This is a genomic window from Serratia sp. szju, assembly GCF_044594185.1.
GTDB classification, from domain to species: domain Bacteria; phylum Pseudomonadota; class Gammaproteobacteria; order Enterobacterales; family Enterobacteriaceae; genus Serratia; species Serratia bockelmannii.
Map to the genome: position 1 here is coordinate 3,443,599 of NZ_CP172576.1, position 18,358 is coordinate 3,461,956.

Sequence of the window (18,358 nt, forward strand, 5' to 3'; positions counted from 1 at the left end):
AATAATCAAAACCCCATCTATATACATAAAAAGAATATCTATAGTGATTTAAGTACCTTCAGCTGCCGATCGCGCTCGCATACACTCGCAAAATTATTATAAATTCCATCCGCTTGGAGAGTTTCAGATGAAAGCGCTCGTTCCTTCTTTGCTGTTTTTGGCCGTGGCGGCCAGCGTTAACGCACAGGCGGCGACGCCGGCCAACACGTTGGTGATCGCACAGTCTATCGATGACGTGGTCAGTTTTGACCCGGCCCAGGGATTTGAGTTAACCACGGTGCAGTCGTTCAACAGCCTGTATCAACGTTTGATCCAGTCCGATCCGCACAACCCCATCGATCTCAAGCCGACTCTGGCCAGCAGCTGGCAGGCCGGCGCCGATAACCGCAGCCTAACTTTCAGCCTGCGCACGGACGCTAAATTCGCCAGCGGTAACCCGCTGCGGCCGGAGGACGTGATCTTTTCGCTTTCACGGGTGGTGAAATTGAATCTGGAGCCGTCGTTTATCCTAACGCAGCTGGGCTGGAACGCGAAGAACGTGGATCAACACCTGACCAAGGTGGATGACCATACGGTAAAAATCAGCTGGAGTGAAAACGTCAGCCCGGCCTTCGTGCTCAGCCTGCTGTCGGCGCCGGTATCCTCGATTGTCGACGCCAAAGAGGCGCTGGCGCACCAGCAGGGCGACGATCTGGGGCACCAATGGTTGAACAGCCACTCCGCCGGCAGCGGCCCTTACAAAATTCGCACCTATGTGCCGCACGAAGTGGTGGTGCTGGACGCGAACCCCGGCTCGCCGGAAGGGGCGCCGACGTTGAAAACCATCCTGATCAAAAACGTGCCCGATCCGGCCGCGCGCCGTTTGCTGATTGAGCAGGGCGATGCCGATATCGCGCGCAACCTGGGGGCGGACCAAATGGCGGCCCTGAAGGGCAAGCCGGGCGTCAAACCGTTGGCCATTCCTTACGCCTCGCTTTATTACCTGCAGTTCAACGCCAAGGCGTCGCCGGCGCTCGGCAACCCGGCATTTTGGGAGGCGGCGCGCTGGCTGTTCGATTACCAAGGCATCGCCGACGATCTGCTGAAAGGGCAGTTCCAGAGCCATCAGGCATTCCTGCCGGACGGTTATCTGGGCGCGCTCAAGGATCAGCCGTACAGCTTCAATCCACAGAAAGCCAAAGAAATACTGGCCAAAGCGGGGCTGAGCAACGTCAGTTTCCGTCTGGACGTCAACAACCAGCCGCCGTACCTGGATATCGCTCAGGCGCTGCAGGCCAGTTTTGCTCAGGGCGGCGTGAAGGTCGAACTGGTACCGGGCATCAGCTCACAGGTCTCCACCAAGGTGAAAACGCTTAACTACGATGCGACGCTGACTTCCTGGGGACCGGATTACTTCGATCCTAACACCAACGCGGCCGCCTTTGCCTACAACCCGGAGGACGGCAGCAAGACGCTGGCCTGGCGAGCCAACTGGCAGATCCCGGCGCTGAGCAAGTTGACGCTGGCCGCCACTGCAGAAAACGACACCGCCAAACGGGTGGCCGACTACCAGCAACTGCAGAAAGAGGTGCAGCAAAGCTCGCCGTTTGTCATCGGCCTGCAGGCGCGCAGCCTGATCGCAGTGCGTGACAACCTTAAGGGCTATGTGCAGGGCATCAACCCTGACATGGTGTTCTACAGCAAGGTCAGCAAGTAATGGCTGCTGACCTGTCCGCCAGCGCCGGGGCGGCCCGGCGGTATTGGCGCTGGGGCGGGCGGCTGCTCGGCGGCGCGCTGTCGCTGGCGTTAACGCTGCTTGGTCTGCTGCTGTTCACCTTCATGCTGTCGCACCTAGCGCCGATCGATCCGGCGCTGCAGGTGGCGGGCGATCACGCCAGCGAAGCCACCTATGCGCAGGTGCGGCACGAGCTGGGGCTGGATCAGCCTCTGCCGGTGCAATTTTGGCGCTATCTGGTGCACCTGGCGCATGGCGATCTGGGCATTTCGCGCATCACCGCCCAGCCGGTGTTGAGCGATCTGCTGCGTACCTTCCCGGCGACGGTGGAACTGGCCACCTGCGCCATTATCCTCGGCGCTCTCGGCGGCATTACGCTGGCGTTTCTGGCGGTGCTCAAACCAGGCAGTTGGCTGGATAACGCGGCGCGCTTGCTGTCGCTGATCGGTTATTCGGTGCCGATTTTCTGGTTGAGCCTGCTCGGGCTACTGCTGTTCTACGCCACGCTGCACTGGTCGGCGGGGCCGGGGCGGCTGGATGACATTTACTTGTACAGCATGGAGCCGCGTTCGGGTTTCGTGTTGATTGACAGCTGGCTGTCCGGCGATCGCGAAATGTTCTACAACGCCATCAGCCACCTGTGGCTGCCGGTGGTGGCGCTGGCGCTGCTGTCGATGGCGGGTATCACCCGGCTGCTGCGCGCGGCGATGCTGGAAGAATGCAACAAGGAATACGTGACGCTGGCGCGCTCCAAGGGCGCCGGCCGCCTGCGCATTCTGCTGCGCCATGTGTTCCCCAACGTGCTGGGCACGCTGATCACCGTACTGTCTCTCTCCTACGCCAGCCTGCTCGAGGGCGCGGTATTGACCGAAACGGTGTTCGCCTGGCCCGGCGTCGGGCGTTACCTGACCTCGGCGCTGTTTGCCGCCGACACGCCGGCGATCCTCGGCGCCACGCTGCTGATCGGCACCTGTTTCGTGCTGTTGAATGCGCTGGCTGACGCCTTGACCTATTTAGTGGATCCGCGAACCCGATGAGCCAATATCTCTCTGAACACGAACCGCAAAGCGAGCCGGCCGTCGGTTACCGCCGCGGTCGGCGCCTGACCACGCTGACGCTGGGCGCGGCGCTGGTGGCGATCCTGATCGTCACCGCGCTGCTGGCTCCGTGGCTGGCGCCTTTCGATCCCAATCTGCAGCATATCGAGCTGCGGTTACTGCCGCCTTCCGACGCACATTGGCTGGGCACCGACGGCTTCGGCCGCGACTTGCTCTCCCGCGTGATTTACGGCGCACGGCCGACGCTGATCCTGGTGTCGTTGATTCTGGTGTTGACCATTCCCATTGGTCTGCTGGTCGGCATTTGCGCCGGTTATCTCGGCGGCTGGGTAGAGCGTATTTTGATGCGTCTGACCGACATTTTCCTGTCGTTGCCGAGCCTGGTGATCGCGCTGGCGTTCGTGGCGGTCATGGGGCCGGGGCTGATGAACGGCGCGCTGGCGTTGGCATTGACCAGCTGGCCGGCCTTTGCCCGCCAAGCGCGGGCCGAAACCCTGGCGCTGCGCCGCAGCGACTACCTGGCGGCAGCGCGTATGCAGGGCATCAACGGGCTGCGGCTGATGGTCGGCCACATTTTGCCTTTATGCCTGCCGAGCGCGGTGGTGCGCGCGGCGCTGAGTCTGGGCGGCATCATCTTGTCCGCCGCCGGTCTGGGGTTCCTCGGCATGGGCGTCGCGCCGCCGACCGCCGAATGGGGATCGATGGTGGCCGAAGGCAGTAAAGTGATTTTCGACCAATGGTGGGTCGCCGCCGCACCGGGCGGGGCGATCCTGTTCGCCAGCCTGGCGTTTAACCTGCTGGGCGATGGCCTGCGCGACAAAATGGATCCTCGTCATGGGCACTGATAACACCTTATTGACCGTTGAACGTTTGGCGATCGGCGTGCCGGGGCCGCAGCCGGTGGCGCTGGTGAAGAATATTTCGTTCAGCATGGGGCGGGAGCGACTGGCGCTGGTCGGTGAGTCCGGCTCCGGCAAATCGTTGACCGCGCGTGCGCTGATGGGGCTATTGCCGCCGCCGTTGCAGCTGCAGGCGCAGCGCCTGACGTTGGGCGATGAAGACTTGACGCGCCTGAGCGAACGCCAGTGGAGCCGCCTGCGCGGCGACCGGGTGGCGATGGTGATGCAAGATCCCAAACATGCGCTGAATCCCAATCAGCCGATCGGCCGTCAGGTGGAGGAACCGCTGGTGCTGCATGCCAAGCTAAGCCGCGCCGAGCGGCGTGAAAAAGTGCTGGATATGTTGGCGGCGGTGGGTTTGCCCGATCCGGCGGCGCTGTGCGGCCGTTATCCGCATCAGCTCTCCGGCGGGATGGGGCAGCGGGTGATGCTGGCCATTGCGTTGATCAACGATCCGCAGCTGTTGATTGCCGATGAACCCACGTCGGCGCTGGATCACCAGATGCGCGATCAGGTGCTGCAACTGATAGACAATCTGGTGGCGCAACGCAACATGGGGCTGATCCTGATCAGCCACGATTTGCAGCAGGTGGCGCACCACTGCGAGCGGGTGCTGGTGATGTACAAAGGCGAGCTGTTGGATCAACTGCCGGCAGCAGAGCTGGCGCAGGCCACGCACCCTTATACTCGCACGCTGTGGGCGTGTCGGCCGAGCCGCGAGACGCGCGGCAAACCGCTGCCGGTACTGGACCGCGCGCTGTTGGAGACGTTGAAATGAGCGTAATTGCACTGGAGAACCTCAGCGTCAGTCACCGTCAGGGCTATGAACAGCGCACCGTGGTGCACGACGTTAACCTGCGCATCGAACCGGGCGAGTGTTTCGGCCTGGTGGGGCCTTCCGGCTGCGGCAAGTCCTCGTTGCTGTGGGTGCTGGCCGGGCTGAACGACAGCTGGCGCGGCGGTTTTGAACTGCTCGGGCGGCAGCTACAACCGGGGCAGGCATTTACCGGCGAACTGCGGCGCGAGGTGCAGATGGTGTTTCAAGATCCCTATGCTTCGCTACACCCTAAACACCGGCTGTTGCGTACGCTGTCGGAACCGCTAAAACTGCTGCAGGAAAGCGACATCGAACGCAAAATCGGCGCGGGCTTTCGCCAGGTGGGGTTGGATCCGCGCCTGCTGGATCGCTATCCGCATCAGCTATCGGGCGGGCAGCGGCAGCGCGTGGCGATCGTGCGCGCATTGCTGCTGCGGCCGAAGCTGTTGCTGCTGGATGAGCCGACCTCGGCGCTGGACATGTCAGTGCAGGCGGAAATCCTTAACCTGCTTAACGAGCTGAAACAGGCGGGCGATCTGACTATGGTGCTGGTCAGCCACGATGCGGACGTGATTGACCACATGTGCGATCGTTCGGTGGCAATGGCGCACGGCCGCATCATCGTTTAACCCTATGCCCGCCAACGTGGCGGGCATATCCATCTTGGTAATAAATAAAGCAATTTATCGTCGTTCTTCTGTTAATTCTTACCCTCTACACTCGTCAAACAGCGCAACCGCGTGATTGTGGAGAGTGTATCGATGAAACGGTTAATCCCAACCTTGTTGTATGGCGCGCTGGCGGCCGCTTTCGGTGCGCAGGCCGCCACCCCGCAGGATACCTTGGTGGTGGTCAGTTCGCTGGAGGGCATTATCAGCCTCGATCCGGCGGAGAGCTTTGAAACCGTCAGCTCGGCCAATCTGGTCAACCTCTATCAGCGCCTGGTGGCGCCGGATCGCGCCGCGCCGCAAAAGCTGGCGCCGGACGCCGCAGGCAGTTGGCAGGCGGGCGCCGATGGCCACAGCCTGACCTTTACCCTGAAACCGCAGCAACGTTTTGCTTCCGGCAATCCGCTGCGGCCTGAAGACGTGATTTTCTCGCTGGTGCGTGCGGTAAAGCTGAACAAGGCGCCGTCGTTTATTCTCGGTGAGTTTGGCTGGACGCCGGATAACGTTGAGCAGCAGCTGAAGAAGGTGGGGGATAACCAGGTGCAACTCACTTGGCCCGCCAACATCGGCAGCGAGCTGGCGCTGCGGCTGCTGACGGCGAACGTGGCTTCGATCGTGGATGAGAAGCTACTGAACGAGCACGCGCAGCAGGGGGACTACGGTAACGCCTGGCTGCGCAGCCATTCCGCCGGCGGCGGCCCGTATCGGGTAAATAACTATGTGCCGCATGAGGCGCTGCTGTTTGGCCGCAACGATTACGCGCCGTCGCCGGCAAGGTTGAAAACGGTGCTATTCAAGAACGTCAGCGACGCCGGCACCCGCCGTTTGCTGTTGCTGAAGGGGGATGCCGACGTGGCCTACGATCTGGGCGCCGACCAGTTCGACTCGCTGCGCAACGCGCCGGGCGTGCGCATCGAACAGGCCGATGCGCCCCGGATCTATTACCTCGGTTTCAACACCGGCAGCAAAGACAATCCGGCGCTGGGCAATCCGGCGTTGTGGCAGGCCGCGCGCTGGCTGGTGGATTATCAGAGCATCGCCGAGCAGCTGCTGAAAGGGCAATATCGCGTGCATCAGGCCTTCTTGCCGCAGGGATTGGACGGCGCGCTCGACGATCGGCCATTTAAGCTCGACGTAGACAAAGCCAAACAGATCCTGCGCGATGCCGGCATCGCTGAAGGTACGCGCATCGATCTTATCGTCATCAACCAACCGCCGTATACCGACATCGCGCAGGCGCTGCAGGCCAGTTTTGCGCAGGCCGGACTGCGGTTGGATATCCATCCGGTGGTGGAAAGCGATCTGTGGGGCAAGATGCGCGGCCGCGATTTTCAGGCGATCTTCACCTACTGGGGCGCCGACTACCTGGATCCGAACACCAACGCCAGTGCCTTTGCTTACAACGTGTCAGGCGGGCCGAAAACCTTGGCCTGGCGCACCCAGTGGGACATTCCCGCCATCAGCGCGGAAACGCGTGCCGCGGCTGCGGAAGGGAATAGCGCCGCGCGCAGCGCACGCTACGTCACGTTGCAACGGGAATTACAGGCCAGTTCGCCCTATGTGGTGGCGCTGCAGGGGCAAACGCTGGTGGCATTGCGGGACAATGTCGAAGGTGCCCGGCTGGATATCGCCAACAGCATGTTGTATCTGGATCGGGTCAGTAAGTGACGGCAACGCCGTGCGCCTGGCCGAGCTTTCTGTCGCGCCATAGGCCGACAGCGCGTGAAATCGCTTGCTGTTGCCACCACGAATCGTGAAATGTTGTGTCAGGGTGAAATAAAATGAAATTTCATAACGTGCTCATATGACGGTGATAGATTGGCTTCGAAAGGCGGCGTTGTTTACGCCTTTCACCGCGGTCGTCCGCAATGATGCGGACACATCACGTCAGGAGAGATTATGGACAATAACGAAAAGGCTTCAGCAGCGCGCGCAGCAACCTTGCTTGCCACCGGTGAGGTGGTTACGCCGGAACAGTTTTATCAGGACAGCGACGGAAGCAACTGGGGGCCGGCGATCAACAAAGCGGCGGCGGCGGCGCTGCAAGCCGGCGGTACGTTGTCCCTGGGGAAGCGGGTGTATACGGTCGCCGGACACGTACTCATTCAGACGACAACGGACATCTACGGCGGCATCGGTTTACGGGTGGTCGGATTGGGGCGGGCGACCAAAATTGTCAAGACGGCAGACAGCAGTTACACCAACGAACAGGGCGAAACGAAGAAAGCGGTGATCGTGGTAAAAGGCTTCGCCAATCTGACGCTGCACGGCTTGACGTTGCGGGATGATACCGGCGTAGACGACACCCACGGCGTGTGGTTCAGCGACCGCAATATGACGAAGTTTGATATTCGCGACATTTACACCAAGGTCGGCGGTTATTCGCTGTTTGTCTCGGGCGACATGTTCATCAACTGGCTGGTGAACGTGCAGATGGAGGCAAACGCCAATCGCCCGGGCGATGGGGTGCTGTGGATGGACAAGTCTGGCACCACCAATTTTATAGACGGCCTCTACGCCGCTCGCGCGAAGGGTACGGCGTTCAGAATTTCAGGGTTTTACTCTACTATCGGCTCGTTGGCTGCGGATGACTGCATCGGCGATATCTACTCTTTCAAAGATTTTAACGGCACGATCAATTCGTTGGGTTGCGAGAACCGCAACACGCAGCGCGCCGCCAATGTCAGCGTGTTGTCCACCAACTTTGCCCAAGGCACGATAGGCAATATCAATATCCAGGACGCGCAGAATGTGGAGAGCGGGGGCGTGTTGTGCCGATTCATCAACGAATCTCGTTGGGATATCGGTCAGTTGACTCTTTACAGCGGTTCTAAGACGCCTTTCCCGGTGGCGATCGCCGCCTGCAGCAACAATACCGAGGTAACCTTCAGTAACGTATACAACGGCGGCGTCCCGGTGGCCGGCAAAAGCACCGTCGATGTGACGTCGTTTTTAAGCGGGGTTGAAGCGATGTACAGTCTGGGCGAGCGGGGTATTGCCCCTTCCGCCTCCAGCAACCATTTGCCGCGCAATATATCGAAACAGCCATCGTGGACTTTTTTAGGCACCCTGACTGCGCCGGATCGGCAACCTACAACGCGCATTACTCTTCAACAGGGCGTAAGCACCAAGGTGCTGGCGTGCGATTTATATATCACGTTCGATCTGACCTCGCAGGCGACCGCCTTTGTCGTCAATAAAGGCAGCTATAGCGCGAAAGGCGCCTTTATGTTGCGTCGCACTGGGCCGTTGAGCTGCGAAATATATTACCGTGTCGAGAAAGATTTCGGCTTTGGCAGTTATCAGGTGCAGACTACACGCGGCAGCTACTGGCGGCCGGACGGCGTTTCGTTGAGCACGCCGCCCTCCGATGCGTTGGAAATCCGCAGCGATGAGGTGTTATCCACGACCAGACTCGCGGTGATCCAACCACTGGCCAATCCGACAACGGCCAGCACGGCGGAAGTGGCCGGATTGCTCAATCGGCTGATCGAGACACTGAAGAATTAACCGAATAACGCCGGCGCGTTCTGGCCGGCGTCCAGCAAGAGCAGCAACCAGCCGGCGGCCGCCAAGGCGATGCCGAAAGGCTGCGGCGTTCGCCAGGCGCGACGGTTGCGTCGGCCGCGCGCCAATGCCATGCCTAATCCGAACATTGCCGCCAGGCAGACCAGCAGCGGCAATATTGTCCAACCGAGCCAGGCGCCCAGCGCGGCCAACAGTTTGAAATCGCCCTGTCCGATGCCGTTACGCCGCCGCACCTGCCGATAAAGCGCGTTGAGCAGCCACAATGCCCCGTAACCGGCCACGGCGCCGAGAACCGCGTCGTCAAGCGTTGCCCAGCGAGCGTCAAGATTGCACAGCAGCCCGCCCCACAGCAGCGGCTGGGTTAGCCGGTCCGGCAGCCACCGGTGACGTCCGTCTAGCCAGGCCAGGGCGATCAGCAGTGCCGCGGCCGGCGGTAACCACAGCCGGTGTGCTGCCGGCAGGTCGAAGGGCAACGCCGTCAACGCCAAACCCAGGGCCGTTAGCAGCAGGCTGCGGCGGCGCAATCTCGGCGGGCTGGCGCGCACGGCCGCCGTTCGCTCCAAGCGGGTGATGAGCGCGAAGGCGACCAGACCCGCCGACAGCAGCGCGGTGAAAAACAGCGCGTGCCACAGTGAGGAAATAAACATCAAGGCTCCGCCAGTCGTGAAACAGATGTTTAAAATAACGGCAAAATGCATATTTCATCGGGGTGAAATGCGGTGGATTGTGAGGAATGCGCAGTCGTACGCATCGCCACTTTACGTATTGCAGAGTGATACAATGCCTTGCGCGGTGGCGCTCAGCAGTGGTGTGCTGTGCTTTTTATCGGCAAAATCGACGCTAAAATACGGTGAATTCATTTGGCGGCGGGAATGGATCGGTAAATGGTGCAAGTGACGCTGTCACTGAAGCGCGATTGGGGTTTATCCTATTGTTTCTGCTCGTCAAGCCGTTAGGCTTTAAGAGAGAGGCGTCCCCGCCAGGCCGGGACGTAAGGTTTTTCAGATCTGCCGTGGGAAAGGCGGCAGCAAAGCAGTGGGTTGGCATGCTCCAGGAGGGAGGGAGGCCAACGGTGTCATGAAAGACGTGATTCAGGCAATACTTATCAAGACCAAAAAACGATTCTGGCGCCGACGCCAGACGGCGTGGCTGGCCGGGCCACTGGTGTGGCTGGCCGGCGCAGCGGCCGCGTGCGCCGAATCCCCGCCGGCGCCGGACAGCGTCATCTCTTCTGAACAGGCCGCCGCGGACCCGGCCGCGAATTTGCCGGAGTTGGGCGGTGCGCCCGACGATGCCGCGCGCGAGAAGCAGTGGGCCGAGATGGCCAAGCAACTCGGCGAAAAAGAGTTGAACAACGTTTCACGTCAACAGATGCGCAGCCGCGCCGAAGATTATTTGCTGGGCCAGGCGACCGGTGCGCTGCAGCAACAGGCGCAGGAGCTGTTGTCGCCGTTGGGTACCGCCAGGCTATCGCTGAAGATGAGCGGCGAGGGGGACTTTACCGGCAGCAACGGGCAGTTATTCAGCCCGCTGTACGACGTCGACGGATTGTTGACCTACAGCCAGATCGGCTGGCTGCAGCAAAGCGCCGGGGCGCTTGGCAATTTCGCGCTGGGGCAACGCTGGATCGCCGGCGACTGGCTGCTGGGGTACAACACGGCGCTCGACAGCGATTTTGCTCGGCAGCGCAATAGAGGCAGCGTCGGTGCGGAAGCCTGGGGGGATTATCTGCGTTTCTCCACCAACTATTACTACCCGCTGTCGGCGTTGTCGCAACAGCCCGGCGATGGGGTATTTTTCAGCCGTCCGGCGCGCGGTTACGACATCACGACGCAAGGTTATCTGCCGTTTTATCGCCAGATCGGCGGTTCGCTCAGTTATGAGCAGTATCTGGGCGATAATGTCGATCTGTTCGGCAGCGGCAAAAAACAAAACGATCCGCGCGCGATGCAGCTGGGGCTCAATTACACTCCGGTGCCGCTGGTGACGATGAAGGCACTGCATAAGATTGGCGCGGGCGGGCAGAGCCAGGATCAGGTCGAACTGGCGCTGAGCTATCGGCTCGGGGTACCGCTGGTGAAGCAGATTTCGCCGGAGTATGTGGCGCAGGCCAAGTCGCTGCGCGGCAGCCGCTACGATCCTATCGAACGCAAGAACGTGCCGGTGCTGGAGTTCCGTCAGCGCAAGTCGCTGCAGGTGTTCCTGGCTACGCCGCCGTGGAGCCTGCAGGCGGGGGAAACCGTGCCGCTGGTGCTGGAAATCAAGGCGCTGAACGGCATCACTCACGTCAGTTGGCAGGGGGATACGCAGGCGCTGAGCCTGACGCCGCCGCACAACGCCAACGATCCGCAGGGCTGGACAGCGATCGTGCCGCCGTGGGACGACGCGCCGGACGCCGCCAACAGCTACCGGCTATCGGTCACGCTGGAGGATGATAAACAGCAGCGCGTGACGTCCAACTGGATAGAGCTGAAAGTGGCGCCGCCGCTGACGGCAACCGCCGGCGATGACGCGGGCCTGCCGCCGATCAAAACCCTGACGCCACCGCCGATCCCGGCGCAAACCGGGCCGCTGTACGGCGGCGATTAACCGTTTTTGCCCTGCAGCACCCATACGGCGGCCTCGACGCGGGATTTTAGCTTCATCTTTTTCAGCAGGTGTTTGACGTGTACCTTGACGGTGCTTTCAGTGATGGTCAGGCGACGGGCGATCAGCTTGTTTGGCAGCCCTTGGGCGATCAGCTTCAGGATATCTCGTTCCCGCGGCGTCAGTTGCTGAATATCACGATCGGCGCTGGGGCGGTTTTCCCGCAGGCTGGCGGCGAGGATCGGCGTCAGCGCTTCGCTCAGTACCATCTGCCCGGCTGCCGCCTGATGCAGCGCCTTCAGCAGATCCTCCGGCTCCATGTCTTTCAACAGATAGCCGTCGGCGCCGCGTTTGAGCGCGCTGACGACGTCATCTTCATGGTTGGACACGCTGAACACCACGATGCGCCCTGACAGGTCGGTTTGGCGCAGACGATCCAGCGTTTCCAGCCCGTTGATGCCGGGCATGTTCAGGTCGAGCAGGATCAGATCCGGATCGTGCTGCTCCGCCAGCGTGACCCCTTGTTCACCGTTGCTGGCTTCGGCAATGACCTGCAGACGAGCGTCCATGCCAATCAGCTGTTTTACGCCGTTGCGCAGCATCGGGTGGTCGTCGATCAGTAAGATGGTGGCGGCGGTTTCTGTCGTCATGGTGTCTCCGTTAGTCGATGGCGTGGTTATCTGGCGTGAAGCTGACCCGCACCTCAGTGCCGCCGCCGCTGCGCGGTAAAATGTCGCAGCGGCCGTGCAGGCTCTTGGCGCGATCGCGCATGATGATCAAGCCGTAATGGTCGGGGCGAGACGTCTCGGCCGGCAGGCCGCGTCCGTTGTCGCAGACGCTTAGGGTCACTTCGCCCCGTTTATTGATGACCTGAATGCTCACCTCACTGGCGGCGGCATGCTTAAGGATGTTGCTGAGCGCCTCGCGGGCGATCTGCAGCAGGTGAATGGCCTGATAGGCCGGAACCGTGCGTGGCCCCAGCTGGTAATCGAGGCTGATGGTCAGGCCCAGCTTGGGATTGAACTCCGCCACCGTCGATTGCAGCGCCGCCAGCAGGCCCGGTTCGGTCAGCTGCAGGCGGAAGGTGGTCAACAACTCGCGCAGCTGGCGATAGGCGCCGTTCAGCTCTTCACGCATCTGTTGCACCAGCGCCTGGCTGGCCGAAGAGAGCGTTTCGCCCTGCATCTGCAGACAGGCGATCTGCATTTTCAGGCAGGAGAGCGATTGGGCGATGGAGTCGTGCAGCTCGCGGGCGATCGCCGCCCGCTCCTCCATCAGCATCAGCTGCTGTTGGTGGTCGACCTGACGCTCGATGGCCAGCACGCTGGTCAGCTGTTCCACCAGGGTATTGATCAGTTGGCGATGTTCATCGTTCAGCGGTTGCTGCGGCGCATGCTGTGCCACGATCACGCCGTAGTCGCCGAGCTTGTCGCTCAGGCTCCAGCTCAGCGACGGATTGTCGGGATGCTGGCGGTGGCTGTCGTTCAGGCAGGCGCTGCACACCGGGTTATGGCAATGCTCCGGCCTTAGCGGTTGGTTGCCGCTCAGCTGCAGCAGCGGTTCCCGGCTGTCGTTTTCATACAGCCGCACCTGAATGGCGCGCAACGGCGTCAGGGTTTGCAGTTGGTTGAGCAGCGGCGTCAGGCGGCTGCACAACGGCTCGCTGGCGTGCAGCTGGCGGCTGGCGCGGTAGAGGAAGCTCAGCACCTGATTTTTCTGCTGCAGGTCGGCGGTCTTCTCGGCCACGCGCTGCTCCAGCCCACTGTAGGTCGCCGACAGCTCGTCGGACATGGTGTTCAATGCGCCGCCAAGCGACGCCATTTCATCCTGGTGGCCGCGTTGTGCATAGCGGCGGCTAAAATCGCCGCGGCCTACCGCCAAGGCCATCTCCACCAGTTGCCGCCACGGATGCAGCAACCGGCGCCGCAGGTAGCAGGTGGTGCCGATCAACAGCAGCAGGGTCAGCGCGATGAAGCCGGCCTGCACCAGCGTCACCATCAGCAGGCGGCGCTCGGTTTGCCTGTCGATATCCGAGACCAGCTTGTCCAGCAGCTGCACGAAGTGCGCCACCTGCGGGGCGGCATCGGCCGGGCGCTGCGCGCTGCGCAGGCGAGGTTGCAGAGTCTGTTGCCAGTAATCACGCAAGGCGTCGAACGGTTGCGTCAACCCTTCCTGCTCCACCGAACGCTGCAGATCGGGGCTGTTTTCGTCGCGCTCCAGTTCGCGGATCAACGTTTCATGCCGTTCATCCAGCGGCACCTGCGCCAGCAGTCGGTAGCTTTGCATACGCAGCGAGCCGGCTTTGTTGATGGCATGCGCGTTGCCCTGAATGCTTTGCGACATCCAGGCGGAAATCCCCATGCCGGCCACGCCCAGAATGCCCGACAGCAACATCAGCAGGGCGACCTGATTCACGATCGAAAGCGGGGCCAACAGGCGTTTCATAAGCGCGGGTTCCTGGCATTTGGCGCCGATGAAGCTCAGGGGCGAAGGCGGCGACGAGGTAAACAAGTAACGATTCAGCCGTATTTTTGATTATCCCTGAGCATAACCCCATACCTCGAATGAAGTACCCATTAGTTTCCAGCAGGACGGTGAAGCGGTAAAAATGACGGAGTGATGCTTTCTAATGCATTGATTAAAAGTGATTTAATTTTTATTCGGGGTGTACCCCTAAGGGGATGAAGGCGCTATTTGTGCCGCCAACTACTTGCATTCGGGTTGATATACATCAACTTTGCCGCCGGGGCCGCCCCCTAGGGTGTGCGGAATGATCCCCCGTGTCTGAGGTTTTTATGTCGCAACTTGCAACGCCTTCATCAAAGAAAACCGGTGCGCTGATTCAGGACTGGCGTCCTGAAGACAGCGCCTTTTGGCAGCAGCGTGGCCATCGCATCGCCACCCGCAACCTGTGGATTTCCATTCCCTGCCTGCTGCTGGCCTTCTGCGTCTGGATGCTGTTCAGCGCCGTTGCGGTCAACCTGAACAAGGTCGGTTTCAACTTCACCACCGACCAACTGTTCCTGTTGACCGCGCTGCCGTCGGTCTCGGGCGCTATTTTACGCGTGCCGTATTCCTTCGTGATCCCGCTGTTTGGTGGCCGTCGCTGGACCGCCATTAGCACCTGCTTCCTGCTGGTGCCGTGCCTGTGGCTGGGGTTCGCGGTGCAGGACAGCAGCACGCCGTACAGCGTGTTCGTCATTATTTCCCTGCTGTGCGGTTTCGCCGGGGCGAACTTTGCCTCCAGCATGGCCAATATCAGCTTCTTCTTCCCGAAAGCGCGTCAGGGCGGTGCGTTGGGGCTCAACGGCGGTCTGGGAAATCTGGGCGTCAGCGTCATGCAACTGGTCGCGCCGCTGGCGATTTCTTTCAGCCTGTTTGGCCTGTTTGGCGGCACGGCGCAAAATCAGGCAGAGGGGGGGCAGCTGTGGCTGGAAAACGCCGCCTGGATCTGGGTACCGTTCCTGCTGGTTGCCACCCTGGCGGCCTGGTTCGGCATGAACGATCTGGCCGCGGCCAAGGCATCGCTGCGCCAGCAACTGCCGGTGCTCAAGCGTGGGCATTTATGGATGCTGAGTTTGCTGTACCTCGCGACCTTTGGTTCTTTCATCGGTTTCTCCGCCGGTTTCGCCATGCTGTCGAAGACGCAATTTCCGGACGTAGTGATCCTGCATTACGCCTTCTTTGGGCCATTCCTCGGTGCGCTGGCACGGCCAGTCGGCGGCGCGCTGTCTGACCGTTTCGGCGGCGTGCGGGTGACGTTGATCAACTTTGTAGTGATGGCCGTGTTCGCCGCGCTGTTGTTCCTGACCTTGCCGATGGCGGGTGAGGGCGGTTCGTTCATCGCCTTCTACGGTATCTTTATGGTGCTGTTTCTCACGGCGGGGCTGGGCAGCGGGTCGACTTTCCAAATGATCGCCGTCATTTTCCGTAAAATCACTGTCGATCGCGTGAAAGCGGCCGGCGGCAGCGACGAGAGCGCGCAGCGTGAAGCGGTGACGGACTCCGCCGCCGCATTGGGTTTTATCTCGGCGATCGGTGCCGCAGGCGGCTTCTTCATTCCCCAGGCATTCGGCACTTCGCTGGCGCTGACCGGTTCCCCGGCGGGGGCAATGAAAGTATTCCTGGTGTTCTATATCTTGTGTGTGGTCATCACTTGGGTGGTGTATGGCCGCAAGAAAAAGGCCTGAGTATCAAACGATTTTCTCAATCCCTCCCGACAGGGGAGGGATATTTCGCTCATTCCGAGTCATCTCTCCTCGCTCTCTCAGTGAAATTTTCTGCCTTTAGGTAAAATTCTCATCTCCGCTTGCCGTTTTTTTCTTTTTTTATAGTTATATCTCTCAATATGGGAATGTCTTCTCCCAAGCGTATTATATTATTTGCACGGTTTTTTCGTTTTGTTGAGAGTATTCTTACATTAAAAGATTAATGTCTTTCCCGCAGGTTAAATGAAATTTCTGGGAGGGTAAGGCATAATTAGTGCGATTGTTATAAAATCAGCAATAGGGTTTTGTCTTAGATGCTGCACGCGCCGTGTGGAATGTGTGACAGGGTTAAATCAGATAACTCTCATTCTGTTTTTTCCGGCTTTTTGTAGTCTATCTGACAATCCGATTAGGTGGAAAAACACAATGAACTCACGGAGAAGAATGAAATTTCACAATTTCATTCGGTTAACAACTGAACAGGGTTGTTATTTTTTTCTTTTTAAATCAATGAGGTGATCATTTGAACTTTACGGTAGTCATGAAGGAAATCCATGTTGCCAACAGGGAAAAAGAGTCATTTGGATAAACGGAACATCCTTAATAAGGCCTAATGTAAAAAATGAAATCAGAAAATTTTTATAAAGGCCAATATCCGATGAATGCAACCTGTTGAGTTTACATTTAATTTCTTGAACATTTTTTGATATTTCTATACAAAGTGTGCAGGACAGGCACGCTAAGGAAATTAAAAGTGAATCTTGATAGAAGAATAAAGATTAGGAATCTCGATGTTCTGACTCCTGCCGGGGAGAAATTTCGTCTGCGTTGGAAGGAGTATCAAATTCTTTCGCTGCTTGTCGCCAGATCACCAGAACTGGTAACCCGAACGGAAATTATAGAAAATATCTGGAAAGGAACTTACTGCTCAGATTCAACGATAAATCAAACAATTAAATCTATTCGCCAAAAAATCAGCGACTCGGAACATACGCTTATCAGAACCATTCCTCGGCTGGGTTACAAGGTGGAAAATCAAGCGGCTTTTCACTTTATATCCGAGGATGAAGACTACGCTGATGATGATATATTAAATGGCGGTGAGGATATTGGCGTTAATATTCAAGCGGAACTTTCTGAAAGTGAAAGTGAGTCCCCTGAGGCACACGATGAAAAAATAGATAAGCCGCGTAAAACGACGCTTGTTGCAGCGCCTGTTGCAACGGTAGAACCCTCCCAGGAACCCACTCGTGATAAAAAGTCGGCGACGGTGCGCCGATTTTTCAGCATGCCCGCCAGTCGCGTAGTGAAATACCTGACGGCATTTGCTTCTTTGCTGGTTATTTCACATTTTTCATATGTGCTCGGCAACCAAACTCGCCCGCCGGTGATCAATGATATTCAGAACAATACGCGCGTCGTGTTGACGCTGACGTTGAATAACCCCCATACCAACAGCCCACAAACCCTGTTCTGCCTGTACCAGGGGGAGAGCATGGAGCAGGCGACCATCGAATGTGTCGACCCTAAGCAGGGGCAGCTTAAATTACCGGTAAAATATGAGACCTCTTCTACGCCGGGTAAAGGTCGGATTAATCTCATATTGCCGAATAAAACCTTGCAATATCAAGTTGCTTACGATGTTAAAAATTAGTGCTGAATGAGGTTTTATCTTTAGCGATAATTTTACATTTGATGAAATATTTTATTTCATTATTTGTTATTTGAAAGCCGGGTTCGATTTGTCCAGTCTGGAACTCATTACCTAACGCATATTAGCGTCCTGTTTCCATCGAGGTGACAGGAATAATGAGAACCTGCTGAGTGACAAATTATGGATAAGCGTAAAGTAGCTATTATCGGGGGTTCCGGTTTTATCGGAACACGCCTGGCGAAACGTCTCAGTGTGCGCGATGATCTGACGTTGGTCATCGTTGATAAACAACCTAGCGCACATTTTCCGGCGCTCTATCAGTATGGCGACGTGACGCAACCCGAGACCCTGCAAGAGCCGCTGGCGGGCTGCGACGCCATCATTAATCTGGCGGCGGAACATCAGGACAACGTCGATCCCATTTCGCTCTATTATCAGGTCAATGTAGAAGGTGCACGGCATGTCTGCATGACCGCCTCCGCGTTGAATATCCACCAAGTCATTTTCACTTCCTCGGTTGCCGTTTATGGGTTCGTCGAGCAGGAAACCGATGAAGGAGGGCGTTTCGATCCTTTCAATCATTACGGCAAATCCAAGCTCGAAGCGGAATACGTTTATGAAGCGTGGCGCAAGGCGGATAGCGCCAACAAATTGACCATCATTCGCCCGACGGTGGTATTCGGTGAAGGCAACCGCGGCAATGTGTATAACCTGTTCCGCCAGATCGCCAGCGGCCGATTCGTGATGATTGGCAGTGGCAATAATATGAAGTCGATGGCTTACGTTGAAAATATTGCCGCGCGGCTGGAGCATGCGTTGGACCAGCAGTCAAGTTATCAGGTCAGCAACTACGTCGATAAACCGGACTTTACGATGAATCAATTGGTCGACGTTATTTCCTCCTCGCTGGGCAGAGAAAATAAGACGATTCGCATTCCTTATGTGGTGGGAATATGTGGGGCGACCGCATTGGATGTCGTGAGTAAAATAAGTCGTAAAAAATTCCCAATCAGTCGCGTCAGAGTGCAGAAATTCTGCGCCAGAACGCAATTTAAAAGTAATGTGCAAAATAATTTCGTGGCGCCGGTTGAACTTGATTCGGCAATCGAAAGAACCATTAAACATGAGTTTTCTGATAGATAACTTAACCGCACGCTGACGTTATTTACTTATTTCCGCCGACAAGCGGATAAATCTGTATTTTTCAGGATTAATTCATGCTGACT

General features: G+C 58.3%; 14 protein-coding genes. 11 read left to right on the forward strand and 3 right to left on the reverse strand.

Annotated features, from left to right (window positions below; genetic code table 11):
- Nucleotides 1–127: 127 nt before the first annotated feature.
- From RE418_RS16285 to RE418_RS16315, 7 genes are all read left to right on the forward strand, one after another.
- Nucleotides 128–1,696 carry an ABC transporter substrate-binding protein gene (locus RE418_RS16285; protein WP_197770695.1) on the forward strand — a complete coding sequence of 523 codons (1,569 nt, stop codon included), beginning with the start codon at nucleotides 128–130 and terminating at the stop codon, nucleotides 1,694–1,696.
- Nucleotides 1,696–2,751 carry an ABC transporter permease gene (locus RE418_RS16290; RefSeq protein WP_213928400.1) on the forward strand — a complete coding sequence of 352 codons (1,056 nt, stop codon included), beginning with the start codon at nucleotides 1,696–1,698 and terminating at the stop codon, nucleotides 2,749–2,751. Before RE418_RS16285 ends, RE418_RS16290 begins: the two co-directional genes overlap by 1 nt.
- The gene (locus RE418_RS16295) at nucleotides 2,748–3,617 is read left to right on the forward strand and encodes an ABC transporter permease (protein WP_089181024.1); all 870 of its coding nucleotides are present in this window, start codon (nucleotides 2,748–2,750) and stop codon (nucleotides 3,615–3,617) included. Before RE418_RS16290 ends, RE418_RS16295 begins: the two co-directional genes overlap by 4 nt.
- Complete coding sequence (locus RE418_RS16300) at nucleotides 3,607–4,449, forward strand: ABC transporter ATP-binding protein (RefSeq protein WP_025303222.1); 843 nt, start codon at nucleotides 3,607–3,609, stop codon at nucleotides 4,447–4,449. The genes RE418_RS16295 and RE418_RS16300 overlap by 11 nt, the downstream gene beginning before the upstream one ends.
- Nucleotides 4,446–5,117: an ABC transporter ATP-binding protein gene (locus tag RE418_RS16305; RefSeq protein WP_043138574.1), complete on the forward strand. Its 672-nt coding sequence runs from the start codon at nucleotides 4,446–4,448 to the stop codon at nucleotides 5,115–5,117. Before RE418_RS16300 ends, RE418_RS16305 begins: the two co-directional genes overlap by 4 nt.
- A 132-nt stretch (nucleotides 5,118–5,249) precedes the next feature.
- The gene (locus RE418_RS16310; protein WP_089181023.1) at nucleotides 5,250–6,824 is read left to right on the forward strand and encodes an ABC transporter substrate-binding protein; all 1,575 of its coding nucleotides are present in this window, start codon (nucleotides 5,250–5,252) and stop codon (nucleotides 6,822–6,824) included.
- A 231-nt stretch (nucleotides 6,825–7,055) separates the two neighbouring features.
- Entirely contained in the window at nucleotides 7,056–8,666 is a 1,611-nt protein-coding gene (locus RE418_RS16315) for a hypothetical protein (RefSeq protein WP_025303219.1), read from the forward strand.
- Here the strand turns inward: RE418_RS16315 and RE418_RS16320 are convergent.
- Nucleotides 8,663–9,331 carry an A24 family peptidase gene (locus tag RE418_RS16320; protein ID WP_025303218.1) on the reverse strand — a complete coding sequence of 223 codons (669 nt, stop codon included), beginning with the start codon at nucleotides 9,329–9,331 and terminating at the stop codon, nucleotides 8,663–8,665. The two genes, RE418_RS16315 and RE418_RS16320, sit on opposite strands and share 4 nt — an antisense overlap.
- A gap of 430 nt (nucleotides 9,332–9,761) precedes the next feature.
- On the opposite strand from RE418_RS16320, the gene RE418_RS16325 reads away from it, so the two are divergent.
- A complete protein-coding gene (locus RE418_RS16325) occupies nucleotides 9,762–11,273 on the forward strand; it encodes a YchO/YchP family invasin (protein ID WP_089180477.1) in 1,512 nt (503 codons plus the stop codon).
- Here RE418_RS16325 and narL read toward each other — a convergent pair.
- Together narL and narX are read right to left on the reverse strand one after the other, a co-directional pair.
- A complete protein-coding gene (narL, locus tag RE418_RS16330) occupies nucleotides 11,270–11,920 on the reverse strand; it encodes a two-component system response regulator NarL (RefSeq protein WP_025303216.1) in 651 nt (216 codons plus the stop codon). The two genes, RE418_RS16325 and narL, sit on opposite strands and share 4 nt — an antisense overlap.
- 10 nt (nucleotides 11,921–11,930) lie before the next feature.
- The gene (narX, locus tag RE418_RS16335; RefSeq protein ID WP_049204108.1) at nucleotides 11,931–13,715 is read right to left on the reverse strand and encodes a nitrate/nitrite two-component system sensor histidine kinase NarX; all 1,785 of its coding nucleotides are present in this window, start codon (nucleotides 13,713–13,715) and stop codon (nucleotides 11,931–11,933) included.
- Between the two features lie 350 nt (nucleotides 13,716–14,065).
- Here narX and RE418_RS16340 point away from each other — a divergent pair, with 350 nt between their 5' ends.
- The 3 genes from RE418_RS16340 (at nucleotide 14,066) to RE418_RS16350 (ending at nucleotide 18,275) form a co-directional block, all read left to right on the forward strand.
- Nucleotides 14,066–15,460, forward strand: coding sequence for a NarK family nitrate/nitrite MFS transporter (locus tag RE418_RS16340; RefSeq protein ID WP_049204107.1), 1,395 nt, complete (start codon nucleotides 14,066–14,068; stop codon nucleotides 15,458–15,460).
- A 772-nt stretch (nucleotides 15,461–16,232) separates the two neighbouring features.
- Complete coding sequence (locus RE418_RS16345) at nucleotides 16,233–17,132, forward strand: helix-turn-helix domain-containing protein (protein ID WP_043138557.1); 900 nt, start codon at nucleotides 16,233–16,235, stop codon at nucleotides 17,130–17,132.
- A 180-nt stretch (nucleotides 17,133–17,312) separates the two neighbouring features.
- Nucleotides 17,313–18,275, forward strand: coding sequence for an NAD(P)-dependent oxidoreductase (locus RE418_RS16350; protein ID WP_025303213.1), 963 nt, complete (start codon nucleotides 17,313–17,315; stop codon nucleotides 18,273–18,275).
- Nucleotides 18,276–18,358: the final 83 nt, after the last annotated feature.

Coding starts and splice junctions, on each gene's coding strand:
- RE418_RS16305 (WP_043138574.1), top strand. CDS start 4,446: ATGAGCGTAATTGCACTGGAGAACCTCAGCGTCAGTCACCGTCAGGGC.
- narX (WP_049204108.1), bottom strand. CDS start 13,715: ATGAAACGCCTGTTGGCCCCGCTTTCGATCGTGAATCAGGTCGCCCTG.
- RE418_RS16320 (WP_025303218.1), bottom strand. CDS start 9,331: ATGTTTATTTCCTCACTGTGGCACGCGCTGTTTTTCACCGCGCTGCTG.
- RE418_RS16285 (WP_197770695.1), top strand. CDS start 128: ATGAAAGCGCTCGTTCCTTCTTTGCTGTTTTTGGCCGTGGCGGCCAGC.
- RE418_RS16290 (WP_213928400.1), top strand. CDS start 1,696: ATGGCTGCTGACCTGTCCGCCAGCGCCGGGGCGGCCCGGCGGTATTGG.
- RE418_RS16350 (WP_025303213.1), top strand. CDS start 17,313: ATGGATAAGCGTAAAGTAGCTATTATCGGGGGTTCCGGTTTTATCGGA.
- RE418_RS16315 (WP_025303219.1), top strand. CDS start 7,056: ATGGACAATAACGAAAAGGCTTCAGCAGCGCGCGCAGCAACCTTGCTT.
- RE418_RS16300 (WP_025303222.1), top strand. CDS start 3,607: ATGGGCACTGATAACACCTTATTGACCGTTGAACGTTTGGCGATCGGC.
- narL (WP_025303216.1), bottom strand. CDS start 11,920: ATGACGACAGAAACCGCCGCCACCATCTTACTGATCGACGACCACCCG.
- RE418_RS16310 (WP_089181023.1), top strand. CDS start 5,250: ATGAAACGGTTAATCCCAACCTTGTTGTATGGCGCGCTGGCGGCCGCT.
- RE418_RS16295 (WP_089181024.1), top strand. CDS start 2,748: ATGAGCCAATATCTCTCTGAACACGAACCGCAAAGCGAGCCGGCCGTC.
- RE418_RS16325 (WP_089180477.1), top strand. CDS start 9,762: ATGAAAGACGTGATTCAGGCAATACTTATCAAGACCAAAAAACGATTC.
- RE418_RS16340 (WP_049204107.1), top strand. CDS start 14,066: ATGTCGCAACTTGCAACGCCTTCATCAAAGAAAACCGGTGCGCTGATT.